Below are 21,171 nucleotides of genomic sequence, written 5' to 3'. Positions count from 1 at the left end.
TCTCAAACGACATAGAATCATATACAATAAGATATGCGTGTATATCGTCCAAGCATGACAAGTCTCTCGATAAAAAACTGAAAAGGGGGAGCCTCACATTGACACAGCATCCAGCTGCTATATACAAAGACCATTTAAAGCCTTTTCTGTTCAGTAAGCTTGAAGAATTCATCGTTTTGGGCTATAAAGATGTAGATTTAGAGGAATTATGGTCATACTTAGAGAATAAGAAGTGGAAGAAAAAACAAGAGTATCCGATTCATGAAATGGTTGCAGATATTTTATCTGTGAAAATTGGCGAATTTATGAACTATGCAACCGTTCAGTCGTTTAAAACGTCTGCTTTTTTGGACAGTGAAGATGGTAAGAATATGCTAGATGAACTGTTGAAATAAGCCATCTTAATGGATTCAGGTGTTTAAGGAGGAAATACATAATGAAAAAAGGGCGCATTCTTGCGTTTTTCTTAGTGGTTCTGTTAATCGGAACTGGTGTGGGCTTATTGACAAAGCCTGTTGCGAAAGATATGACGCTAGGGCTGGATTTGCAGGGTGGATTTGAAGTTCTGTATGATGTACACCCAGTGAAAAAAGAGGACAAGATCACAAATGGTGTTCTCGTCAGTACGGTGGAGGCTTTAAACCGAAGAGCCAACGTGCTTGGTGTAAGTGAGCCGAACATCTCGATTGAAGGCAACAACCGTATCCGCGTGCAGCTTGCGGGGGTAAAAGATCAAAACAGAGCAAGGGAGATTCTTTCAACTGAAGCACAGCTTTCCTTCAGAGATACGAATGATAAAGAGCTCCTGAACGGATCTGATCTTGTCGAAAATGGTGCAAAACAAACATTCAATCAAACGAATGAGCCGATTGTCACTGTCAAACTAAAGGACGCGAAAAAATTTGGTGACGTGACAAGAAAAGTAGCGGCCATGGCACCGAATAACCAGCTTGTCATTTGGCTTGATTACCATAAAGGAGATTCCTTCAAAAAAGAAGTCTCAAAATCAAACCACAAGTATGTGTCTGCACCGAATGTCAATCAAGAGATTAACAGCAGTGACGTACAAATTGAAGGAAATTTTACTGTCCAAGAGGCAAAAGATCTTGCAAGTATTTTAAATGCCGGGGCATTGCCAGTAAAATTAACTGAAAAATATTCAACATCTGTGAGTGCACAGTTTGGTGAACAAGCGCTGAACGAAACAGTATTCGCAGGAATTGTAGGAATCGCATTTATCTTCTTATTCATGCTGCTTTATTACCGATTACCTGGTCTTATTGCTGTCATTACACTTTCAGCTTATATCTATATTACGTTGCAAGTGTTCGACTGGATGGGCGCGGTTATGACACTGCCTGGAATTGCAGCACTGATTCTTGGTGTAGGGATGGCTGTCGATGCCAATATTATCACTTATGAGCGGATCAAAGAGGAGCTCAAGCTCGGTAAATCTGTCCGTTCTGCTTTCAGGTCAGGGAACCGCAGATCATTTGCGACCATCTTTGATGCAAACTTAACAAGTATTATTGCCGGCGGGGTTCTGTTCTTCTTCGGGACAAGCTCTGTAAAAGGATTTGCAACGATGCTGATCCTATCGATTTTAACAAGTTTTATCACGGCTGTATTCCTATCAAGATTCCTTCTTGGCCTTCTTGTTGAAAGCCGCTATCTTGACCGCAAAAAAGGCTGGTTTGGTGTTCGCAAAAAAGACATCATGAATATTCACGAAACAACAGAAAATACCGAACCGAAAACGCCATATGATAAATGGGATTTCGTCAGCAAACGAAAAGGCTTTATGATTTTCTCAGCAGCTATCACCATTGCTGGAATCATTGTGCTTTCTATCTTCAAGCTGAATGCGGGTATCGATTTTGCAAGTGGAACAAGAATTGATATCCAAAGCGATCACAAGCTGTCAACTGAGCAAGTGGAGCAAGACTTCAAAAAGCTAGATCTTGAGACAGACAGTGTTGTGTTATCGGGTCAAAAAGAAAATCAGGCAGCAGTTCGATTTGTCGGTGTGCCAAATAAAGAAAAGATCGCTGAAGTGAAGGATTACTTCAAAGATAAATACGGAACTGAGCCTAACGTAAGTACAGTGTCTCCGACTGTCGGAAAAGAGCTTGCCCGTAATGCATTATACGCTATCGTTATTGCTTCAATCGGGATCATTTTATATGTATCTGTCCGTTTTGAATATAAAATGGCGATTGCAACAATCATCTCACTGCTATACGACGCATTCTTTATTGTAGCCTTCTTTAGTATTACGCGTTTAGAGGTGGATGTCACCTTCATTGCCGCGATACTCACGGTCATCGGGTACTCGATTAACGACACGATCGTCACCTTCGACAGGGTTCGTGAACAAATGAAGAAACGCAAACCGAAAACCATTGAAGATCTATCGTATATTGTGAACTTAAGCTTACAGCAAACCTTTACGCGATCCATCAACACAGTGCTGACCGTATTTGTTGTGGTTGTCGCACTGCTTATCTTTGGCTCAGCGTCTATTACAAACTTCTCCATCGCCTTACTTGTCGGCTTATTAACAGGGGTGTACTCATCTCTTTATATTGCCGCGCAAATTTGGCTTATCTGGAAAGGCCGTGAGCTGAAAAAGCCGGCTAAAATAGACACAGAACAAGATATTTAATCTAGAAAGACTGCCTGTTTGGCAGTCTTAGACTTTGGACAAAGGGCTAAAATGAACTTTATTTTAGCCCTTTGTCTTTTTTTCGTTTCATCACCCGTATATTTCACAACAATAAGACGATTTGAAAAAACATTTCGAGTTTCATTGATCTTGAAATGGTCTTTTGCTATAATGACATACGTTTAGATCAGTATAGAAAGCAAGTGTCCATTTGAGGCATTTGGTTTTATTCATTGGAGGGGCTGTTATGAAGGTTCGGGAAACTGAACTGCCAGGTATCGGTCACAAAGCCGAAATGATCACAAGAAATAATGAGAAGCTTGCCATCATTACACATGATGACGGCAGAAGAGAAATGTATCATTTTCAAGAGAACGACCATGAAGAGTGTATTTCTGGCATCTTGCTAAACGATGAAGAAGCAAGACAAATCGCGGCTATTTTGGGCGGCATGGTATATAAGCCAAAAGCGCTTGAAACAGTTGAGGTAGCAATTGATGAATTGATGATTGAATGGTTTAAGATTGAAAAGAACGCACCAGCTGCTCAGCAGACAATCGGAGACCTCAATGTTCGCCAAAATGATCAAGTAACAGTCATCGCCATTGTGAGAAAATCACATGAGAAGATTTTAAATCCAGGGCCAGATACGGTCATTGAAGAAGGGGATACCCTTGTTATATCTGGGGAAAGAAAAGAATTAAAAAACCTCATTAAAGAAAAACTCAGCAGCTAATCGTGCCCATGCTGATAGATTATATCCCGCTATTTTCTTTCTGTGTTTAAGAAGGACAAGGAATAGGGAAGAATAAAAGAAAAAGCTTGGGGGATATGTAGATGAATAAACAACAATGGACCATCATATTCGCATTTATTTTCGTATTAATTGTCTCAGTATTTGCCGTGATCAATGTGCGGCCTGTGCAAGTAGACTACTTATTTGGAACCGCTGAATGGCCACTGATCCTTGTCATTATTGGTTCTGTTCTAATGGGCGGACTCATTGTGGCGTTTGCGGGTATTTTCCAAATTGTGAAACTGAAACGTGAACTAAAAACATTAAAAGCTGAGCGTGTAGCCGTTACGCCTGCACCTAGTGTTTCTACTAAAAAGGCAGACAAAGACGTTCAAAAGAAATCGAATGTCACGCCTTTAAACGAACAGCCAGCGTCCTTTGATCGGAAGGAAAAATAATCTTCCAGCACAATTTCATAAAATAAAAATTGAAACCCCTCAGGCCACTCTAGTATAATAGTGTGGTTGAGGGGTGAATTTATGTTATTATCCAAAATGCGCTGGGAATATGAACATCCAAGCGAAGAAAAAGTGAAATCACTCTCTGAAAATCTGAATATTTCAGCGCTGACTGCATCGCTTCTTGTAAAAAGAGGACTCGAAGAAGTAGAAGAAGCGAGGTCTTTTTTATTTGATCAAAAAGCCGAATTTCATGATCCATTCCTATTAAAAGGAATGAAAGAAGCAGTAGAGCGCATCAACAAAGCGATCGAAGAGCAGGAATCGATTGTGATCTTCGGAGACTATGATGCGGATGGTGTGACAAGTACGTCTGTGCTTTTACATACATTAAAAGAGCGATCTGCAAAGGTAGATTTTTATATTCCAGATCGATTTAAAGAAGGCTATGGGCCTAACGAACAGGCTTTTCGATATATCAAAGAGCAAGGAGCATCGCTTGTCATCACGGTCGATACAGGCATTGCTGCTGTGAATGAAGCACGTATTGCAAAAGAAATAGGATTAGACCTGATCATCACAGATCACCATGAACCAAGTGATGAGCTGCCTGATGCGCTTGCGATCGTACACCCTAAACAGCCGGGCTGTGAGTATCCATTTAAAGAACTCGCCGGTGTCGGTGTTGCGTTTAAAGTGGCGCATGCACTCCTTGATAAGCTGCCAGTTCATCTATTAGATCTTGCTGCGATTGGGACAATTGCCGATCTTGTCCCGCTGCATGATGAAAATAGATGGCTCGCAAAAAAGGGACTCGTGCAGCTTCGCCAGTCTAACAGACCGGGGCTAAAAGCGTTAATGAAAGAAGCTGGAGCCACTCTCGAAGAAGCAAACGAGGAAACGGTCGGCTTTCAAATTGCTCCAAGGCTGAATGCTGTAGGGCGAATTGAGCAGGCAGATCCGGCTGTTCATCTTCTGATGACAGAGGATATGGAGGAAGCAGAAGAGCTCGCTCGTTTTGTACAAGAACTCAACAAAGAACGGCAGAAAATTGTGAGTACGATCACGGAAGAAGCCATTCAAATGGTCGAAGAATCAGGCGGTGACCAGTCTGCCATCGTCGTAGCCAAAGCTGGCTGGAATCCAGGGGTTGTCGGCATTGTTGCCTCAAAATTGACGGATACATTTTCTCGTCCGGCGATTGTGCTTGGGATAGATGAAGACACGCAAATGGCAAAAGGATCAGCGCGGAGTATTCCAGGCTTTGATCTCTTTTTCCATTTGAGCAAATGCCGCGATATCCTGCCGCATTTCGGCGGGCACCCTATGGCAGCAGGTATGACACTTCGAGCGGATGATGTTCCTTTACTGAGGGAAAGATTGAATCAATATGCAAATGAAACGTTGACAGAAGAAGATTTTATTCCGATTCAGCGGGTCGATGCAGTGTGCAAAGTAGACGAAATTACGGTTCAAGCAATTGAAGAAGTGGGGATGCTGTCACCATTTGGCATGCACAATCCAAAGCCGTTCATTATGATTGAGGATGCCAAGCTTGAAGACATCCGAACGATTGGGGCAAATCATCATCACATTAAAATGTCTCTGAAAGACGAAGACAAGCTGCTTGACTGTGTCGGTTTTCACCAAGGTAAATTAAAAGAAGAGCTCGTCCCTGGAAGCCGAATTTCCGTGATTGGCGAAATGTCAATTAATGAATGGAATAACCGGAAGAAACCTCAGCTCATGCTAAAAGATGCCCGAGTAGATGAATGGCAGCTGTTTGATTTACGCGGGAAAAAGGATTGGGAAAAGAAAGTTTCGACGCTTGATCCAGAAAAATATCTTGTTTTCTGTTTTGATGAAGAAACTAAACATGAAGTCAATATCCCGGTTCATCATGTACATGCAGAAAATGTTTCAACGTTTGATGTGCAAGACAAGTATGTGGTCTTTGCGGATGTTCCCGCAGATGAGCACTTGCTTAAGCTGCTTTTAGAAAATCAAAAGCCAGCCAGAATTTATACGGTCTTTCAAAGAAAAGAAGATCACTTTATGTCTTCTTTCCCTAGTCGTGACCAATTCAAATGGTTTTATGGGTTCTTGTTAAAACGGGGAAATTTTCCTCTCAAAGAACAAGGGATGGAGCTTGCCAAGCATAGAGGTTGGACAAAAGATACAATCATTTTTATGACAAAGGTGTTTTTTGAACTCGGTTTTGTTAAAATAGAGAATGGTGTGCTGTCAATAGTAGTTGATGCCCCGAAAAAAGATTTAACCGCATCAGCGTCCTATACAGCAAAACAACGATTGATGGAACTCGATCAAACACTAACATATTCCTCAGCCAAAGAGCTGAAGGAATGGCTGAACAGCATGATGAGCGAAGTCTCACCGGTGCTTTGACGTACGAGGAGGAAAAGGAAAAGATGGATTTAAAACAATATGTGACAGTTGTACCTGACTACCCAAAGGAAGGTGTACAATTTAAAGATATTACTACATTAATGGATAAAGGCGAAGTGTACCGTTATGCAACGGATCAAATTGTTGAATACGCAAAGGAAAGAGACATTGATCTTATTGTTGGACCTGAAGCGCGTGGGTTCATTATTGGCTGCCCTGTAGCATACGCGCTTGGTATAGGATTTGCACCCGTTCGTAAAGAAGGGAAGCTTCCTCGTGAAGTCATTAAAGTCGATTACGGCTTAGAATACGGTAAAGATGTATTAACGATTCATAAAGATGCGATTCGTCCAGGTCAACGTGTACTGATTACAGATGACTTACTTGCGACTGGTGGAACAATTGAAGCGTCCATCAAGCTTGTAGAGGAATTAGGCGGCGTTGTGGCAGGGATTGCATTCTTAATTGAGCTGACGTATCTTGATGGCAGAAAGAAGCTTGATGGTTACGATATCTTAACGTTAATGCAATACTAATGGAGTTTTACGAAAAAGCACTCAGTAAGAAGGGTGCTTTTTTCCTATCAAAAACCTTTTAGCGGACTTCTTCTCTTTACATCTATCGATTTTTTCTTGATAATAAACTACAATACAGTTTTCATTTAAAAAGGTGATTCCATGGCGAACGAACAAGTTTTAACGGCGCAGCAGGTCATTGACAAGGCAAGAGAATACCTGTCCGCTGAACATATTCAATTTATAGAGCGAGCATATGAATATGCTGAGAATGCACATAAGGAGCAATACCGGAAATCTGGTGAGCCCTATATTATCCATCCAATTCAAGTGGCGGGAATTCTTGTGGACCTTGAAATGGACCCATCGACCATTGCGGGCGGCTTCCTGCACGATGTCGTCGAGGATACAGATGTGACATTACAGGATTTACAAGAGTACTTTAACGAAGAAGTGGCGATGCTTGTTGATGGTGTGACAAAGCTCGGGAAGATTAAATATAAATCACAAGAAGAACAGCAGGCCGAAAACCACCGGAAAATGTTTGTTGCAATGGCACAGGATATTCGCGTGATCTTAATTAAGCTGGCAGACCGTCTTCACAATATGAGAACGCTCAAACACCTTCCACAAGAAAAGCAGCGAAGAATTTCAAATGAAACACTTGAAATCTTTGCACCGCTTGCGCACAGATTAGGGATTTCAAAGATTAAGTGGGAGCTTGAAGATACAGCACTCCGCTATTTAAATCCGCAGCAATATTACCGGATTGTGAATCTCATGAAGCGCAAAAGAGCTGAACGTGAGGAATACTTGGACGAGGTTGTCAATGAAGTAAAAGACCGCGTGTCTGAGGTCAACATCAAGGCTGAATTTTCCGGTAGACCAAAACATATCTATAGCATCTATCGCAAAATGGTCATGCAAAATAAGCAGTTTAATGAAATTTATGATTTGCTGGCAGTTCGTATTTTGGTCGACAGTATCAAAGACTGCTATGCAGTTCTCGGTATTATTCATACATGCTGGAAGCCGATGCCAGGGAGATTTAAGGACTATATTGCGATGCCAAAGCCGAACATGTACCAATCCCTTCATACAACCGTGATTGGTCCAAAAGGTGATCCGCTTGAAGTCCAGATCCGTACATTTGAAATGCATGAAATTGCAGAATACGGGATTGCGGCACACTGGGCATACAAAGAAGGAAAAGCGTCAGCAGAATCAACGGAAGAAGCCGTATTCCAAAAGAAGCTGTCTTGGTTTAGAGAAATTCTTGAGTTCCAAAATGAATCCACAGATGCAGAAGAATTTATGGAATCGTTAAAGATCGATCTCTTTTCTGATATGGTGTTTGTCTTTACACCGAAAGGAGACGTGATTGAACTGCCGTCTGGTTCAGTTCCAATTGACTTCTCTTACCGGATTCACTCGGAAATTGGGAATAAAACGATCGGCGCCAAGGTCAATGGCAAGATGGTCACGCTTGATCATAAACTGAAAACAGGTGACATTATTGAAATTCTGACATCAAAGCATAGCTATGGACCAAGTCAGGATTGGGTTAAACTTGCCCAAACCTCCCAAGCGAAGCACAAGATCAGACAGTTTTTCAAAAAACAGCGCCGTGAAGAAAATGTCGAAAAAGGCCGAGAACTCATTGAAAAAGAAATCAAAAACCTTGAGTTTGATGTCAAAGAGATTCTCACAGCTGAAAACCTGCAAAAAGTAGCCGATAAATTTAATTTTTCAAACGAAGAGGACATGTATGCGGCCGTTGGATATAACGGAATTACTGCACTCCAGGTAGCGAATCGTTTAACAGAAAAAGAAAGAAAACAAAGAGATCAGGAAGAACAAGAGAAAACGGTCCAAGAAGTGACGGTGGAATCAAAGCCGTATCACGGGAAAAAACGTGAAGCCGGCGTAAGGGTCAAAGGGATTGATAACCTGCTTGTTCGTTTATCGAAGTGCTGTAATCCTGTTCCGGGTGATAGCATTGTTGGTTTTATAACAAAAGGCCGAGGTGTATCTGTTCACCGGGAGGACTGTCCGAACGTGAAGACAGGGGAAGCACAGGAACGGTTAATTCCGGTAGAGTGGGAGCATGAACAGCCTGCTCGAAACCGTAAAGAATACAATGTGGAAATCGAGATATTAGGCTATGACAGGCGCGGCTTACTCAATGAGGTGCTTCAAGCAGTCAATGAGACGAAAACAAACATTTCCTCTGTTTCTGGAAAGTCTGATCGTAACAAAGTGGCGACGATCCATATGGCGATCTTTATCCAAAATATCAATCATTTGCATAAAGTAGTGGAACGTATCAAACAAATCAAAGACATTTACTCTGTTCGCCGATTTATGAATTAGAAAGGAAGTATATCGTCTATGAGGCTTGTTGTGCAGCGTGTGACAAATGCATCTGTGAAGGTAGAAGATGAGATCACAGGTGCCATCAATGAAGGATACATGGTGCTCGTTGGTGTCACACATGAAGATACAGAAGAAGATGTGCTGTACTTAGCTGAAAAGCTTGCACATTTACGTATTTTTGAAGATGAAAACGGGAAAATGAATCGTTCATTATTGGATGTAAAAGGAAGCGTCCTGTCTGTGTCTCAATTTACCCTTTATGGTGATACGAGAAAGGGCAGACGGCCGAATTTTATGAAAGCCGCCAAGCCGGACGTGGCAAACTCACTTTACGAATGTTTCAATGCAACCCTTAGAGAAAAAGGCATCCGTGTAGAAACTGGCCGTTTTGGGGCGATGATGGACGTGTCATTGACCAATTCAGGGCCTGTCACCATCTGGATGGATAGCAAAGAATAGACTTGCCCTAGACTGTAGATAAACTCATGCGTGAGTTTGTTTAGAGTCTTTTTCTTTCGGCATAAAAAAGAGGCGCAGAGGCCTCCTTTTGCTAACGGAAATATTGTTTTAACCCTTCTGTCATCCCTTCTGTGACTCGTTCTTGGTAGGAAGCGCTATAAATGATCGCTTCCTCCTGAGGATTGCTTAAATAGCCGAGTTCATATAAAAGGGAAGGGCGTTTATTTTCTCTTAATACAAAATAATCTCCGAATTTCACACCCTTATCCGGGATTTGTGAGCGCTTTGCGACTTCAGTATGAACGCTTGTCGCCAGATTTTGATCCTTCGATGCTTGATAATAATACGCTGTACTTCCTCTGACACTTGGATCCATAAAACTATCATAATGAAGACTAATGAAAGCATCTGCATTGCGGTAATGAGATGTCGCCACCCTCGATTGAAGGCTGATAAAGGTATCATCACTTCTTGTTAAATAGACATTTGCACCAGAAGACCTTAGTTTGCCTGCCAGTAAATTGGCGGTTTTGATGGTGATATTTTTTTCGAATGCACCATCTGCGCCAATCGTGCCGCTGTCTTTTCCGCCATGACCAGGATCAATAACAATTGTTTTTCCTTTTAACGACCCAGTTCCAGACGATGAATCCTGCTGAGGTCTTGGCGCTTCGCCGCTATTTTTCTTCGTTTGAACGACCCAGCTCGCTACATATCCTGTTCCGCCGTTTGATAGTGTCACTTCATACCAGTCACCTTGCGTTCGAACAATTTGATAAGCCGCTCCTTTTGCTGCTCTTTCTGCAATTGCAGCAGAGGTTGAAGCGCTTTTTCTAATGTTGGTGCCATCATAGACAATATACGCTTTCTGCTGAGTAGCCGAAGAGGACGAACTCTTTTCACGCGCCGAACTTGCTCCTTGGCTTGTGACAATGTAATAGCTGGCAACCCAGCCTTTTGCCCCTTTGGCCTCGATTTCATACCAGCCATTTTGCTCTCTTAAAATGGTGATTTGTGTGTTGCGGGCAAGTGAAGCCACCACCTGTGCATTCGGTGCTGCCGATTGTCGAACGTTCAAGCTGGATACGCCGACTGTGCCTGTCTGTTTAGAACGAGAGGCCTCGCCTGAGCTTGATTGAGCGGCTTTTTGCCTGCCGGAAATATAATCAGAGTGGACCCAGCCTTTCGCCTGTTTATACGAAATTTTTGTCCATTCGCCGCTTGTCTCTAATCTTTTAGCAGAAGCGCCTTGCGGAAAAGTCCCAATGACTTGATAGGAAGTCCCAGGGCCTGTCCGGATGCGAAGATCGGAGGCTGTCGATGTGATCGTACTGCTTCCTTCAGCGCTTTGACCTTGTGTCTTTGGCTTAGCGGTCTTTTGCTTGTCAGATGATGTGGTGATCAGCCATGAGACGACCCAGCCTTTTTGTCCGTTCGACAGCCCGATCTGCACCCATTCCCCTTGTTGAGTAAGAATTGGATAGCTTTCCCCGCGTTTCACAACAGCTGCGATCCCATAACTTAAACCAGGACCCGTTCGCACATTGATTTCATCTGTTGCGACCACAGCTTGATCTGTTTGAGCAGTAACATGTGTCATAGGCCAAGTACTGGCAATGAGAACAAAACAAGTGAGTAGCATCATCATTTGATTGTGTTTTTTCAGATTCAAAACGGTGTTTTCCCCTCCCTTGTAAAACCGATGAATGTTAATTCGTTATGTAATGGATGAATTCCTTGCAGTTTCCCTAATAAAAATGAATCAATCTGTTTATACTAGATAAAAATGTGATAAAAGGATGTACAAACATGAGATTAAGCAGAAAATTAGGACGAGTGCAATATAATGGACATCGTGATATTGATCGCTGGCAGCACGACGAAATGGATCAACCAGGCTTCCTTGAAGAAACGGCATCTGAATATGGATGTACGTCAAAAGAAGAGCTGGAAAAGAAAAAGAGGCAAGGCAAGGGTTGACAGAGTGGCAGCACCGACCTTATTATAATATAAATCAACACACTTGAAAATTTAAAATGTGGAACTGATGATAGAGAATAGTAGGGTAAATTGCGTGAGCAGAGAGGAATCGCCTTAGGCTGAAAGCGAATCCGCATGGCATTTATCACGAAAGAACACTCTGTAGGTTTCCTGCTGAACACTCTAAAAATGAGTCATTAGGCGGAGAACGTGAATCTGCGTTAAGGATTTGAGCGGGAACATGGCTAGTTCATGTTCCAACTAGGGTGGCACCACGGGTATAACTCTCGTCCCTACTATACACATAGTAGAGGCGGGGGTTTTTTATATGTCCACATAAAAAATGAATGATGGTCGTAGGAGGACGAAAAATGAGTTTTAATATTCCAAGAGGCACACAGGATATTTTACCTGGAGAGTCAGAACGCTGGCAGTATGTTGAACAAATAGCGAGAGATACATGTGCAGCCTTTCAATACAAAGAAATTCGCACACCGATTTTTGAGCATACGGAGCTGTTTGCACGAGGAGTAGGCGAATCAACCGATATCGTTCAAAAAGAGATGTACACATTTGAAGACAAAAAAGGACGCAGCATCACACTTCGCCCAGAGGGAACGGCTTCAACAGTACGTTCTTATGTTGAAAATAAACTATTTGCACAGCCGGCGCAGCCAACAAAGCTGTATTACATTGGACCAATGTTCCGCTATGAGCGTCCACAAACGGGAAGATATCGTCAATTTTATCAATTTGGAATTGAAGCGATCGGTTCAAAGGATCCAGCCATTGATGCAGAAGTCATTTCACTTGCGATGAGTGTTTATGAGAAAGCAGGTCTTTCTAACTTAAAGCTCGTCATTAACAGCCTTGGTGACAAAGAGAGCCGAGCAGATTACCGCAAAGCACTTGTCGAGCACTTTGAGCCAAGAATTGATGAATTCTGTCATGACTGCCAAATTCGTTTACATCAAAATCCATTACGTATTCTTGATTGTAAAAAGGATCGTGACCATGAGCTGATGGAAACGGCTCCATCCATTCAGGATTACTTAAATGAAGAATCACGGACTTATTTTGAAAAAGTCAAACAATACTTAACAGATGTAGGCATTGACTATGTCGTCGATCCAAACTTAGTGCGCGGTCTTGATTACTACAATCACACGGCATTTGAGATCATGAGTAATGCTGAAGGCTTTGGCGCCATTACAACATTAGCCGGCGGCGGCCGTTATGATGGACTTGTTGAAGGAATTGGCGGTCCTGAATCACCAGGCATCGGTTTTGCTATGAGTATTGAGCGTTTCCTATCCGCCATTGATGCAGAAAATATTGAGCTGCCGTTACAAGATGGCATTGATCTATACATTGCTGCACTAGGAGATCAAGCAAAAGATTATGCTGTTTCATTGTTGAACCGCCTGAGAAAAGAAGGCATTTCAAGTGAAATGGATTATACAGGGAAGAAACTTAAAGCACAATTTAAATCGGCAGATCGCCTGAAAGCCAAGTTTATTGCCGTTCTTGGTGAAGATGAACTGGCGCAGCAAATTGTGAATGTGAAAGATACGACAACGGGTGAACAAATTGAAGTGAAGCTTGATGAGCTGATTCAAATGATGAAAGCCCACCAGAAAGCGTAAAGAAGGAGTGGAATGTTTGTGTTTGGTAGAACTTTTTATTGTGGAGAAGTAACAGAAGACCAAATCGGTCAAACCGTTGTATTAAAAGGATGGGTACAAAAACGACGTGACCTTGGCGGATTAATCTTTATTGATCTGCGTGACCGTACAGGCATTGTACAAGCTGTCTTCAATCCAGACCTATCAAAAGAGGCGCTTGAGACAGCAGAATCGATTCGTAATGAATATGTTCTTGATATTAAAGGAACGGTTGTCGCAAGAGAGGAAGCAACAATCAATCCAAATTTAAAAACTGGTAAAATTGAAATTCAAGTCGAAACGGTCACAGTTTTAAACGAAGCAAAGACCCCTCCTTTTGTGATTTCAGATCAAGCGGACGAGGTATCAGAAGATGTGCGCTTAAAATACCGTTACCTAGATCTTCGCCGTCCTGCGATGTTTGAAACGATGAAAATGCGACATGAAGTAACAAAAGCATTCCGCCATTTCTTAGATGACAACGGCTTTCTAGATATTGAAACACCGATTTTAACAAAAAGTACGCCAGAGGGTGCGCGTGACTATCTTGTTCCAAGCCGTGTACACGAGGGAGAATTCTATGCCTTGCCTCAGTCTCCGCAATTATTTAAACAATTGCTGATGGTCTCAGGGATGGATCGTTATTATCAAATTGCTCGCTGCTTTAGAGATGAAGACTTGCGTGCTGACCGCCAGCCGGAATTCACACAAGTCGATATTGAAATGTCCTTTATGAGTCAAGAGGACATCATGACGCTTGCTGAAGAGATGATGTCAAAGGTGATGAAAGATGTCAAAGGTGTTGAGCTTACATTGCCATTACCACGTATGACATACGATGAAGCAATGAATTCTTATGGATCTGATAAACCAGATACACGTTTTGAGATGAAGCTTGTCAACATTTCAGACACCGTAAAAGACTCTGATTTCAAAGTCTTTAGCGGAGCTGTGAAAAATGGCGGAGCTGTCAAAGCCATGAATGTAAAAGGGGCTGCAGCCAACTACTCTAGAAAAGACATCGATGCACTTGGTGCATTTGCAGCCAACTACGGTGCAAAAGGTCTTGCTTGGCTAAAGGCTGAAGGGACAGAATTAAAAGGACCAATAGCTAAATTCTTTGATGAAGCAAAGCAAGCAGAATTAAAGGATCAGCTGCAAGTGGAAGAAGGCGACCTTTTACTCTTTGTTGCAGATAAGACATCTGTTGTCCATGATGCGCTTGGAGCACTTCGTCTAAAACTTGGCAAAGAGCTTGAACTCATTGATGAGTCTGCCTTCAATTTCTTATGGGTTGTCGATTGGCCGCTGCTTGAAAAAGATGAAGAAGAAGGCCGCTTCTATGCTGCCCATCATCCTTTCACTATGCCAGTTCGCGATGATCTTGAATTAATGGAAACAAGCCCAGAAGACATGAAGGCGCAGGCTTACGATCTTGTGCTCAATGGCTATGAGCTTGGCGGAGGTTCTATTCGTATTTTCGAAAAGGACATTCAAGAAAAAATGTTTGGTTTACTTGGCTTTTCGAAAGAAGAAGCTTACGATCAGTTCGGCTTCCTTCTGGATGCGTTTGAGCATGGTGTTCCTCCGCACGGCGGAATCGCGCTTGGTCTTGACCGCTTAGTGATGCTGCTTGCAGGCCGATCTAACCTAAGGGATACGATCGCGTTCCCGAAAACCGCAAGTGCCAGCTGCGTTCTCACAGATGCTCCTGGCCATGTAAGCGAAGCGCAGCTTGATGAGCTGAGTTTAGCCATTAAAACAAAAGTAAAACAGTAAAATAGGCGCATGTTTACAGGGATGTAAACGCTTGAAAAAAGGGCATGCCTATGATATGCTTTCATCAATCAATAAATAAAGTCCTGATACGTACGGTGGTTACCTAGTTTTGACCGAACATTTTTTCATACGGGAGCTTGCCTTTCCTTTCTGCATAAATGCCTCATTAGAGGACTTATAAAGAAAGGAAGAAAGCACCCACCTGCATGGTGCGGGGTTCAAAACGAAGGAAAAGCTGGCGGCGTCATCGGGACTTTTTTGTGTTTTTTTCTTTTTGAGAAGGATGACGGAGAAGTCTGAATATGATATGATTCTTTCGATTCATTTTAAATAAAGGTGGAGTGAGGCACTTGTTACATCAGTTTTCAAGAAACGAGCTTGCCATTGGCAAGGAAGGCTTAGATATATTAAAAAACAGTACAGTTGCAGTGCTTGGAGTGGGCGGCGTTGGTTCATTTGCAGTAGAGGCACTCGCTCGTTCAGGCGTTGGCCGTATTGTTCTTGTTGATAAAGATGATATTGATATTACAAATGTGAATCGCCAGCTGCCGGCATTACTTTCAACGGTTGGTCAGCCAAAGGTTGACTTAATGCAGGCGAGAATCGCTGATATTAACCCAGAATGTGAAGTTGTTGCCTTAAAGATGTTTTATACAGAGGAAACATACGAGCAATTTTTTGAGTATCCACTTGATTATGTCATTGATGCGTCAGATACCATTCACTATAAAATTCATTTAATGAAAGAATGTTTAAACCGCAATGTGAACATCATTTCGAGTATGGGTGCTGCAAACAAAACAGATCCGACACGCTTCAAAATTGATGATATATCAAAAACACATACGGACCCTATTGCAAAAGTCGTGAGAACACGTCTGCGCAAGGAAGGCATTCGTAAGGGGATTGAAGTCATTTTCTCTGATGAAAGTCCAATTGTCATACGTGAAGATGTCAGAAAAGAAGTTGGAAATGATGAAGCGAAGATTCGTAAGGCGCAAATGCCGCCGTCATCCAATGCATTTGTCCCATCTGTTGCCGGGCTGATCATGGGTGGTCATGTCATTATGAAGCTTTTAAAAGATATTCCGATTACACGTGTGAAAGATAAATAAACAGCCCGCCTGCTAAAACGCAGGGGGCTGTTTTATTTTTGTCGTTTTAAATTCTCATAGACCTGCTTCAGTGCACCTTCAAATTTCCCTGTTTGCTTCGGTTCATAATATTGCTTGTTTTTAAGCGGGTCAGGTAAATATTGCTGCTTCACCCAGCCGTTGTCATAATCGTGTGGATATAAATAATCGACGCCTCTTCCGAGTGCTGTGGCCCCTTTATAGTGAGCATCTTTTAAATGAACAGGGACTTCACCGATTTTCCCTGTACGAATGTCATGCAGCGCCGCATCAATCGCCTTATAAGCCGAGTTTGATTTTGGAGAGAGGCAGAGCTCGATGACGGCATTGGCCAGCGGAATACGGGCTTCGGGGAAGCCGACCCTCTCTGCTGTTTGGACAGCACTTAATACGCGGGGGCCTGCCTGTGGACTGGCTAAGCCAATATCCTCGTAAGCCATCACGAGTAATCTTCTTGAAATGCTTTCAAGGTCTCCTGCTTCAATCAGTCTGGCAAGATAATGCAGCGCCGCATCTGCGTCAGATCCTCTGATGGATTTTTGAAAAGCTGACAGGACATCATAATGAGCATCACCGTTTTTATCATGCGAGAAGCTCTTTTTTTGTAAACATTCTTCTGCTGCGGCAAGTGTGATGAAGATGTGTCCAGTGTCATCTGCTTTTGTCGATAAGACCGCTAGTTCTAACGCGTTTAAAGCAGAGCGTACATCTCCTCCGCATCCACTAGCAAAGTGATTCATTGCCTCATCATGGACCGTCACCGAATAGCCGCCAAGCCCGCGATGTTCATCCTGTAATGCCCTTGTTAACGCGGTTTTGATTTGCTCTGTTTCAAGCGGCTTCAGCTCAAATATTTGTGTCCGGCTTCGGATGGCAGGATTGATCGCATGATAGGGGTTGGCTGTGGTGGCGCCAATTAAAATAATCATGCCATTTTCTAAATAAGGAAGAAGGAAATCCTGTTTTCCTTTATCCAGCCTGTGGACTTCGTCTAAAATGAGAATCACCTGCCCGCTCATTTTCGCTTCAGCGGCGACAGCTTCCATATCTTTTTTGTTATGAATGACCGCATTCAATGTCCGGAAAGCAATGCTTGTACTCCCGGCGATCGCAGTCGCAATTGATGTTTTGCCGATGCCCGGCGGTCCGTATAAAATCATCGAGGATAAATGTTTCGCCTCGACCATCCGTCTAATAATTTGACCTTCTCCAACGAGATGCTCCTGCCCAATGATATCTCCAATATGGCTTGGGCGCATCCGATAAGCTAAAGGTTTCATGATTATCTCTCCTAAAGCAATGTCTTGTTTGTATAGAGTACCGAAATTTCTTCAAATAGAAAAGGGATGCGTCCTCCTCTAGAGCTCAGAACCCGCAAATGAAAGTTGGCTTAAAGTATGATATAATTGCTTTTGGTCTATATATCGCGTATATGAAATCAGAAAAATAATTGATGACATAGAATAGGAAACGCAGAGGTGTTTAACTTGAAAATTTCAACTAAAGGCAGATATGGTCTGACGATCATGATCGAATTAGCCAAAAAACATGGCGAAGGCCCTACATCATTAAAATCAATCGCTCAAAACAATAATTTGTCTGAGCATTATTTAGAGCAGCTTGTATCACCGCTTCGCAATGCCCGTCTTGTGAAAAGTATCCGCGGGGCATATGGGGGTTATGTTCTTGCCCATGAACCAAACGAGATCACAGCCGGTGATATTATTCGTGTATTAGAAGGACCTATTAGTCCTGTCGAAGTCATCGAAAACGAAGAACCAGCAAAGCGTGAACTTTGGATTCGTATTCGTGATGCAGTAAAAGACGTACTGGACAATACAACTCTTGAAGACTTGGCAAGCTATACAGATGACGGGGATCAAGACGCGTATATGTTCTATATTTAGATCAGAGGTGTACCGGAAATGGAACGAATCTATTTAGATCATGCGGCCACAACGCCTATGGATCAGCGTATTGTGGACAAGATGATGCCTTACTTTACAGAGATATTTGGCAATCCCTCTAGTATTCATTCATATGGGCGCGAGGCAAGAAAGTGGCTCGATGAAGCAAGAGAAGTCATTGCAGGAGAATTACACTGTAAACCGCAGGAGATCATCCTCACAAGTGGAGGAACAGAGGCGGACAACCTTGCCATCACAGGTGTTGCAATGGCAAGGCAGCATGAAGGCAAACATATCATCACAGCGAAAACAGAGCATCATGCGGTGCTGCATACATGTGAACGCTTAGAGAAGCTTGGATTTGAAGTGACGTATTTAGACGTTGATCACACTGGATTGATTCAACTTGATCAATTAAAACAAACGCTCAGAGATGATACGATTCTTGTCACCATCATGTACGGCAATAATGAAACAGGTGTGATTCAGCCGATCAAAGACATTGGCGAACTTCTAAAAGATCACGCTGCTCATTTTCATACAGATGCGGTGCAGGCGTTTGGCACAATACCAATTGATGTAGCAGATCTTCATATCGATCTCTTATCTGCTTCTGGCCATAAGCTAAATGGTCCGATGGGAACAGGCTTTTTATATGTCAACGAACGCGTGAAACTTTCTCCGCAGTCATTTGGAGGAGAACAAGAAAGAAAACGCCGTGCTGGTACTGAAAATGTGGCAGGAATCGTGGGACTTGCAGAAGCTGTTCAATTAACAAAGCAAAATAGAAGAGAAAAAGCAATACATTATGGTAAGCTCAAAGAAACCATGCTGCAAGTATTCGAAGAGGAATCACTAGATTTCTCTATCAATGGACATCCAAAAGAGACATTGCCGCACATTTTAAATGTTCATTTCCCGGGCGTCTCCATTGAATCGTTACTTGTAAATTTAGATATGGAAGGGATTGCTGTTTCAAGCGGATCTGCATGTACGGCTGGATCTGTCCTTCCTTCGCACGTTTTAAGCGCCATGTATGGCGAAGAAGCAAAAGAACTGACGTCCTCAGTCAGAATAAGCTTCGGTCTTGGAAATGAAGAGGATCATGTGAAGCAGGCGGCGCACAAAATAGCGGCTGTTGTTAAACGCCTAGCCAAATAAATGCTCTCCTTTTGTTCGTGTGTGAAAAATGAAGCAGCCAGGCACCTGAAGAACGAAACGCGCACGTTGTTTCATTGAAATTGGAGTTGATGAAGATGACAAAAAGACCAGAAGACACAAGAGTTGTGGTCGGTATGTCCGGAGGAGTCGATTCATCAGTTGCTGCTCTTATGTTAAAGGAGCAAGGCTATGATGTAATCGGCATATTTATGAAAAACTGGGATGACACAGATGAAAATGGTGTATGTACAGCAACGGAGGACTATGAGGATGTCATTCGCGTTTGTAACCAAATTGGAATCCCTTATTATGCAGTGAATTTCGAGAAGCAATATTGGGACAAAGTGTTTCAATATTTCCTTGATGAATATAAAGCGGGCAGAACGCCAAACCCAGATGTCATGTGTAACAAAGAAATTAAGTTCAAAGCATTTCTTGAGCATGCATTGTCACTCGGTGCAGATTATTTAGCAACAGGCCACTATGCCCGTGTCGATAGAACTGGCGATGAAGTCAAAATGCTAAGAGGTCTTGATGCAAATAAAGACCAAACCTATTTCTTAAATCAGCTGACTCAAGAACAGCTTGATAAAGTGATGTTCCCAATCGGTGATTTGGAGAAGAAAAGGGTTCGTGAATTAGCAAAAGAAGCAGAGCTCGCTACAGCAACAAAAAAAGATTCAACTGGCATTTGCTTTATTGGGGAAAGAAACTTCAAAACGTTCCTCAGCCAATATTTGCCTGCACAGCCTGGCGTGATGCAGACGATGGACGGAGAAGTAAAAGGTGAACATGATGGACTGATGTATTACACGATCGGTCAGCGCCAAGGACTTGGCATTGGCGGAAGCGGTGATCCTTGGTTCGTCGTCGGGAAGGACTTGGAGCAAAATGTATTGTTTGTAGAACAAGGCTTCCACAATCCCCTTTTATATTCTGAAAGTATTTCAGCCGTTAATATAAGCTGGACTCGTCCTCATATTGTTGACGAAAACGGTGAATTAACATGCACAGCAAAATTCAGATACCGTCAAGAAGATCATCATGTGAAAGTCAAAATGACAGGTGAGCAAGAAGCGATGGTCATCTTTGAAGAACCCGTTCGTGCTGTCACCCCAGGACAAGCGGTTGTTTTTTATGATGGTGAAGAATGTCTTGGCGGCGGTACAATTGACGATGTCTTTAAAGACGGTCAAAAGCTGTCGTATGTGTAACATGTTTTAAAAAACCTCAACGTCGCTGTTGAGGTTTTTTAATGAAAGGATGATGAGAGCAAATGAACCATAACGAGATCGGCATAGAAGCTTTAAATCAAGGGAACATCGAAAAGGCAGCTGAAGCTTTTACAAAAGCCATTGAAAAAAGCCCAAAGGATCCAGTTCCATATATTAACTTTGCAAACTTACTGTCAAGTATCAATGAATTTGACCGCGCTTTAAACTTCTTTCAAAAAGCGATTGAACTCGATAGCACGGCAGCTGCGGCCTATTATGGAGCAGGAAATGTGTACACATTAAAAGAAGACTTTATGAAAGCGAAAGACTACTTTGAACAAGCACTAAAAGCTGGAATGGAAAATAGTGATTTGTTTTATATGTTAGGGCAGACGCTCATCAAATTAGAGCAGCCAAAGCTTGCGATGCCGTACCTTCAGCGTGCGATTGAGCTAAACGAAGAAGATAATGAAGCAAGATTTCAATTTGGCATGTGCTTAGCCAATGAACACATGCTGGAAGAAGCGGTGACGGCCTTTACCGAAGTCGTCGCACGTGATCCGCAGCATGCAGATGCCTTTTATAATTTAGGAGTTGCGTATGCGTATTTAGAGAAAAAGGACGAAGCGCTTGAGATGCTAGAAAAAGCCATTGACGTGCAGCCTGACCATATGCTGGCACTGCATGCGCAAAAGCTGATTCAAGAGGCAGAATAGAC

At 42.6% G+C, this 21,171-nt stretch carries 18 protein-coding genes, 1 other RNA gene and 1 other annotated feature; of the genes, 17 read left to right on the top strand and 2 right to left on the bottom strand.

The features are described 5' to 3' along the window. Positions 1-98 precede the first annotated feature (98 nt). From NPA43_RS12105 to dtd, 8 genes are all read left to right on the top strand, one after another. Complete coding sequence (locus NPA43_RS12105; protein ID WP_003216788.1) at positions 99-395, top strand: post-transcriptional regulator; 297 nt, start codon at positions 99-101, stop codon at positions 393-395. Between the two features lie 41 nt (positions 396-436). After that, positions 437-2,665 (top strand): protein translocase subunit SecDF, encoded by a 2,229-nt coding sequence (gene secDF, locus NPA43_RS12100; RefSeq protein WP_256498845.1) that lies wholly within the window; start codon positions 437-439, stop codon positions 2,663-2,665. Positions 2,666-2,912: 247 nt separating this feature from the next. After that, positions 2,913-3,401, top strand: coding sequence for a cation:proton antiporter regulatory subunit (locus NPA43_RS12095; protein ID WP_099727764.1), 489 nt, complete (start codon positions 2,913-2,915; stop codon positions 3,399-3,401). Between the two features lie 101 nt (positions 3,402-3,502). Next, positions 3,503-3,859, top strand: a complete 357-nt coding sequence (locus NPA43_RS12090; protein WP_256498844.1) for a LapA family protein — start codon at positions 3,503-3,505, stop codon at positions 3,857-3,859. Positions 3,860-3,940: 81 nt separating this feature from the next. Further along, a complete protein-coding gene (gene recJ / locus NPA43_RS12085; protein ID WP_256498843.1) occupies positions 3,941-6,265 on the top strand; it encodes a single-stranded-DNA-specific exonuclease RecJ in 2,325 nt (774 codons plus the stop codon). A gap of 23 nt (positions 6,266-6,288) precedes the next feature. Further along, entirely contained in the window at positions 6,289-6,801 is a 513-nt protein-coding gene (locus tag NPA43_RS12080; protein ID WP_034321337.1) for an adenine phosphoribosyltransferase, read from the top strand. Between the two features lie 141 nt (positions 6,802-6,942). Then, complete coding sequence (locus NPA43_RS12075) at positions 6,943-9,153, top strand: RelA/SpoT family protein (RefSeq protein WP_099727761.1); 2,211 nt, start codon at positions 6,943-6,945, stop codon at positions 9,151-9,153. Between the two features lie 18 nt (positions 9,154-9,171). Further along, complete coding sequence (gene dtd / locus NPA43_RS12070) at positions 9,172-9,615, top strand: D-aminoacyl-tRNA deacylase (protein WP_099727760.1); 444 nt, start codon at positions 9,172-9,174, stop codon at positions 9,613-9,615. A gap of 91 nt (positions 9,616-9,706) precedes the next feature. On the opposite strand, the gene NPA43_RS12065 is transcribed toward dtd, so the two are convergent. Beyond that, positions 9,707-11,263 carry an N-acetylmuramoyl-L-alanine amidase family protein gene (locus NPA43_RS12065; RefSeq protein ID WP_433960734.1) on the bottom strand — a complete coding sequence of 519 codons (1,557 nt, stop codon included), beginning with the start codon at positions 11,261-11,263 and terminating at the stop codon, positions 9,707-9,709. 161 nt (positions 11,264-11,424) lie between these two features. Between NPA43_RS12065 and NPA43_RS12060 the strand changes: the two genes are divergently transcribed. From NPA43_RS12060 to NPA43_RS12040, 5 genes are all read left to right on the top strand, one after another. Continuing rightward, positions 11,425-11,595: a YrzK family protein gene (locus NPA43_RS12060; RefSeq protein WP_180275524.1), complete on the top strand. Its 171-nt coding sequence runs from the start codon at positions 11,425-11,427 to the stop codon at positions 11,593-11,595. A gap of 58 nt (positions 11,596-11,653) precedes the next feature. Continuing rightward, positions 11,654-11,893 (top strand) — a binding site (T-box leader). Positions 11,894-11,966: 73 nt separating this feature from the next. Further along, positions 11,967-13,241 carry a histidine--tRNA ligase gene (hisS, locus tag NPA43_RS12055; RefSeq protein ID WP_099727758.1) on the top strand — a complete coding sequence of 425 codons (1,275 nt, stop codon included), beginning with the start codon at positions 11,967-11,969 and terminating at the stop codon, positions 13,239-13,241. 18 nt (positions 13,242-13,259) lie between these two features. Then, complete coding sequence (gene aspS, locus NPA43_RS12050; protein ID WP_099727807.1) at positions 13,260-15,038, top strand: aspartate--tRNA ligase; 1,779 nt, start codon at positions 13,260-13,262, stop codon at positions 15,036-15,038. Between the two features lie 77 nt (positions 15,039-15,115). Beyond that, positions 15,116-15,296, top strand: a non-coding RNA gene (ssrS, locus tag NPA43_RS12045) — 6S RNA. Positions 15,297-15,388: 92 nt separating this feature from the next. Next, entirely contained in the window at positions 15,389-16,153 is a 765-nt protein-coding gene (locus NPA43_RS12040) for a tRNA threonylcarbamoyladenosine dehydratase (protein WP_099727757.1), read from the top strand. A gap of 32 nt (positions 16,154-16,185) precedes the next feature. Here the strand turns inward: NPA43_RS12040 and NPA43_RS12035 are convergent, their stop codons facing one another. Beyond that, entirely contained in the window at positions 16,186-17,451 is a 1,266-nt protein-coding gene (locus NPA43_RS12035) for a replication-associated recombination protein A (RefSeq protein ID WP_099727756.1), read from the bottom strand. A 207-nt stretch (positions 17,452-17,658) separates the two neighbouring features. Here NPA43_RS12035 and cymR point away from each other — a divergent pair, with 207 nt between their 5' ends. The 4 genes from cymR to NPA43_RS12015 all read left to right on the top strand — a co-directional run bounded on the left by cymR (position 17,659) and on the right by NPA43_RS12015 (position 21,169). Next, on the top strand, positions 17,659-18,078 hold the full coding sequence (cymR, locus tag NPA43_RS12030; RefSeq protein WP_099727806.1) for a cysteine metabolism transcriptional regulator CymR: 420 nt from the start codon (positions 17,659-17,661) through the stop codon (positions 18,076-18,078). A gap of 18 nt (positions 18,079-18,096) precedes the next feature. Then, positions 18,097-19,239 carry a cysteine desulfurase family protein gene (locus tag NPA43_RS12025; protein WP_256498841.1) on the top strand — a complete coding sequence of 381 codons (1,143 nt, stop codon included), beginning with the start codon at positions 18,097-18,099 and terminating at the stop codon, positions 19,237-19,239. A 95-nt stretch (positions 19,240-19,334) separates the two neighbouring features. Beyond that, positions 19,335-20,453 carry a tRNA 2-thiouridine(34) synthase MnmA gene (gene mnmA, locus NPA43_RS12020; protein ID WP_230030508.1) on the top strand — a complete coding sequence of 373 codons (1,119 nt, stop codon included), beginning with the start codon at positions 19,335-19,337 and terminating at the stop codon, positions 20,451-20,453. Between the two features lie 62 nt (positions 20,454-20,515). Continuing rightward, on the top strand, positions 20,516-21,169 hold the full coding sequence (locus tag NPA43_RS12015; RefSeq protein WP_230030507.1) for a tetratricopeptide repeat protein: 654 nt from the start codon (positions 20,516-20,518) through the stop codon (positions 21,167-21,169). The last annotated feature ends 2 nt before the right edge of the window (positions 21,170-21,171 follow it).

Origin of the sequence: Bacillus pumilus, from assembly GCF_024498355.1 — a bacterium.
Lineage (GTDB): Bacteria > Bacillota > Bacilli > Bacillales > Bacillaceae > Bacillus > Bacillus pumilus_P.
Note: the sequence above shows the minus strand (reverse complement) of the source record. Positions and strands in the feature narration are given on the sequence as shown.

What these genes read in the sequence shown, in the direction of transcription:
- NPA43_RS12035 (WP_099727756.1), bottom strand. Translation starts at nt 17,451, where the DNA reads ATGAAACCTTTAGCTTATCGGATGCGCCCAAGCCATATTGGAGATATC.
- dtd (WP_099727760.1), top strand. Translation starts at nt 9,172, where the DNA reads ATGAGGCTTGTTGTGCAGCGTGTGACAAATGCATCTGTGAAGGTAGAA.
- NPA43_RS12080 (WP_034321337.1), top strand. Translation starts at nt 6,289, where the DNA reads ATGGATTTAAAACAATATGTGACAGTTGTACCTGACTACCCAAAGGAA.
- NPA43_RS12025 (WP_256498841.1), top strand. Translation starts at nt 18,097, where the DNA reads ATGGAACGAATCTATTTAGATCATGCGGCCACAACGCCTATGGATCAG.
- secDF (WP_256498845.1), top strand. Translation starts at nt 437, where the DNA reads ATGAAAAAAGGGCGCATTCTTGCGTTTTTCTTAGTGGTTCTGTTAATC.
- NPA43_RS12060 (WP_180275524.1), top strand. Translation starts at nt 11,425, where the DNA reads ATGAGATTAAGCAGAAAATTAGGACGAGTGCAATATAATGGACATCGT.
- NPA43_RS12015 (WP_230030507.1), top strand. Translation starts at nt 20,516, where the DNA reads ATGAACCATAACGAGATCGGCATAGAAGCTTTAAATCAAGGGAACATC.
- recJ (WP_256498843.1), top strand. Translation starts at nt 3,941, where the DNA reads ATGTTATTATCCAAAATGCGCTGGGAATATGAACATCCAAGCGAAGAA.
- NPA43_RS12095 (WP_099727764.1), top strand. Translation starts at nt 2,913, where the DNA reads ATGAAGGTTCGGGAAACTGAACTGCCAGGTATCGGTCACAAAGCCGAA.
- NPA43_RS12075 (WP_099727761.1), top strand. Translation starts at nt 6,943, where the DNA reads ATGGCGAACGAACAAGTTTTAACGGCGCAGCAGGTCATTGACAAGGCA.
- NPA43_RS12090 (WP_256498844.1), top strand. Translation starts at nt 3,503, where the DNA reads ATGAATAAACAACAATGGACCATCATATTCGCATTTATTTTCGTATTA.
- hisS (WP_099727758.1), top strand. Translation starts at nt 11,967, where the DNA reads ATGAGTTTTAATATTCCAAGAGGCACACAGGATATTTTACCTGGAGAG.
- NPA43_RS12065 (WP_433960734.1), bottom strand. Translation starts at nt 11,263, where the DNA reads ATGATGATGCTACTCACTTGTTTTGTTCTCATTGCCAGTACTTGGCCT.
- mnmA (WP_230030508.1), top strand. Translation starts at nt 19,335, where the DNA reads ATGACAAAAAGACCAGAAGACACAAGAGTTGTGGTCGGTATGTCCGGA.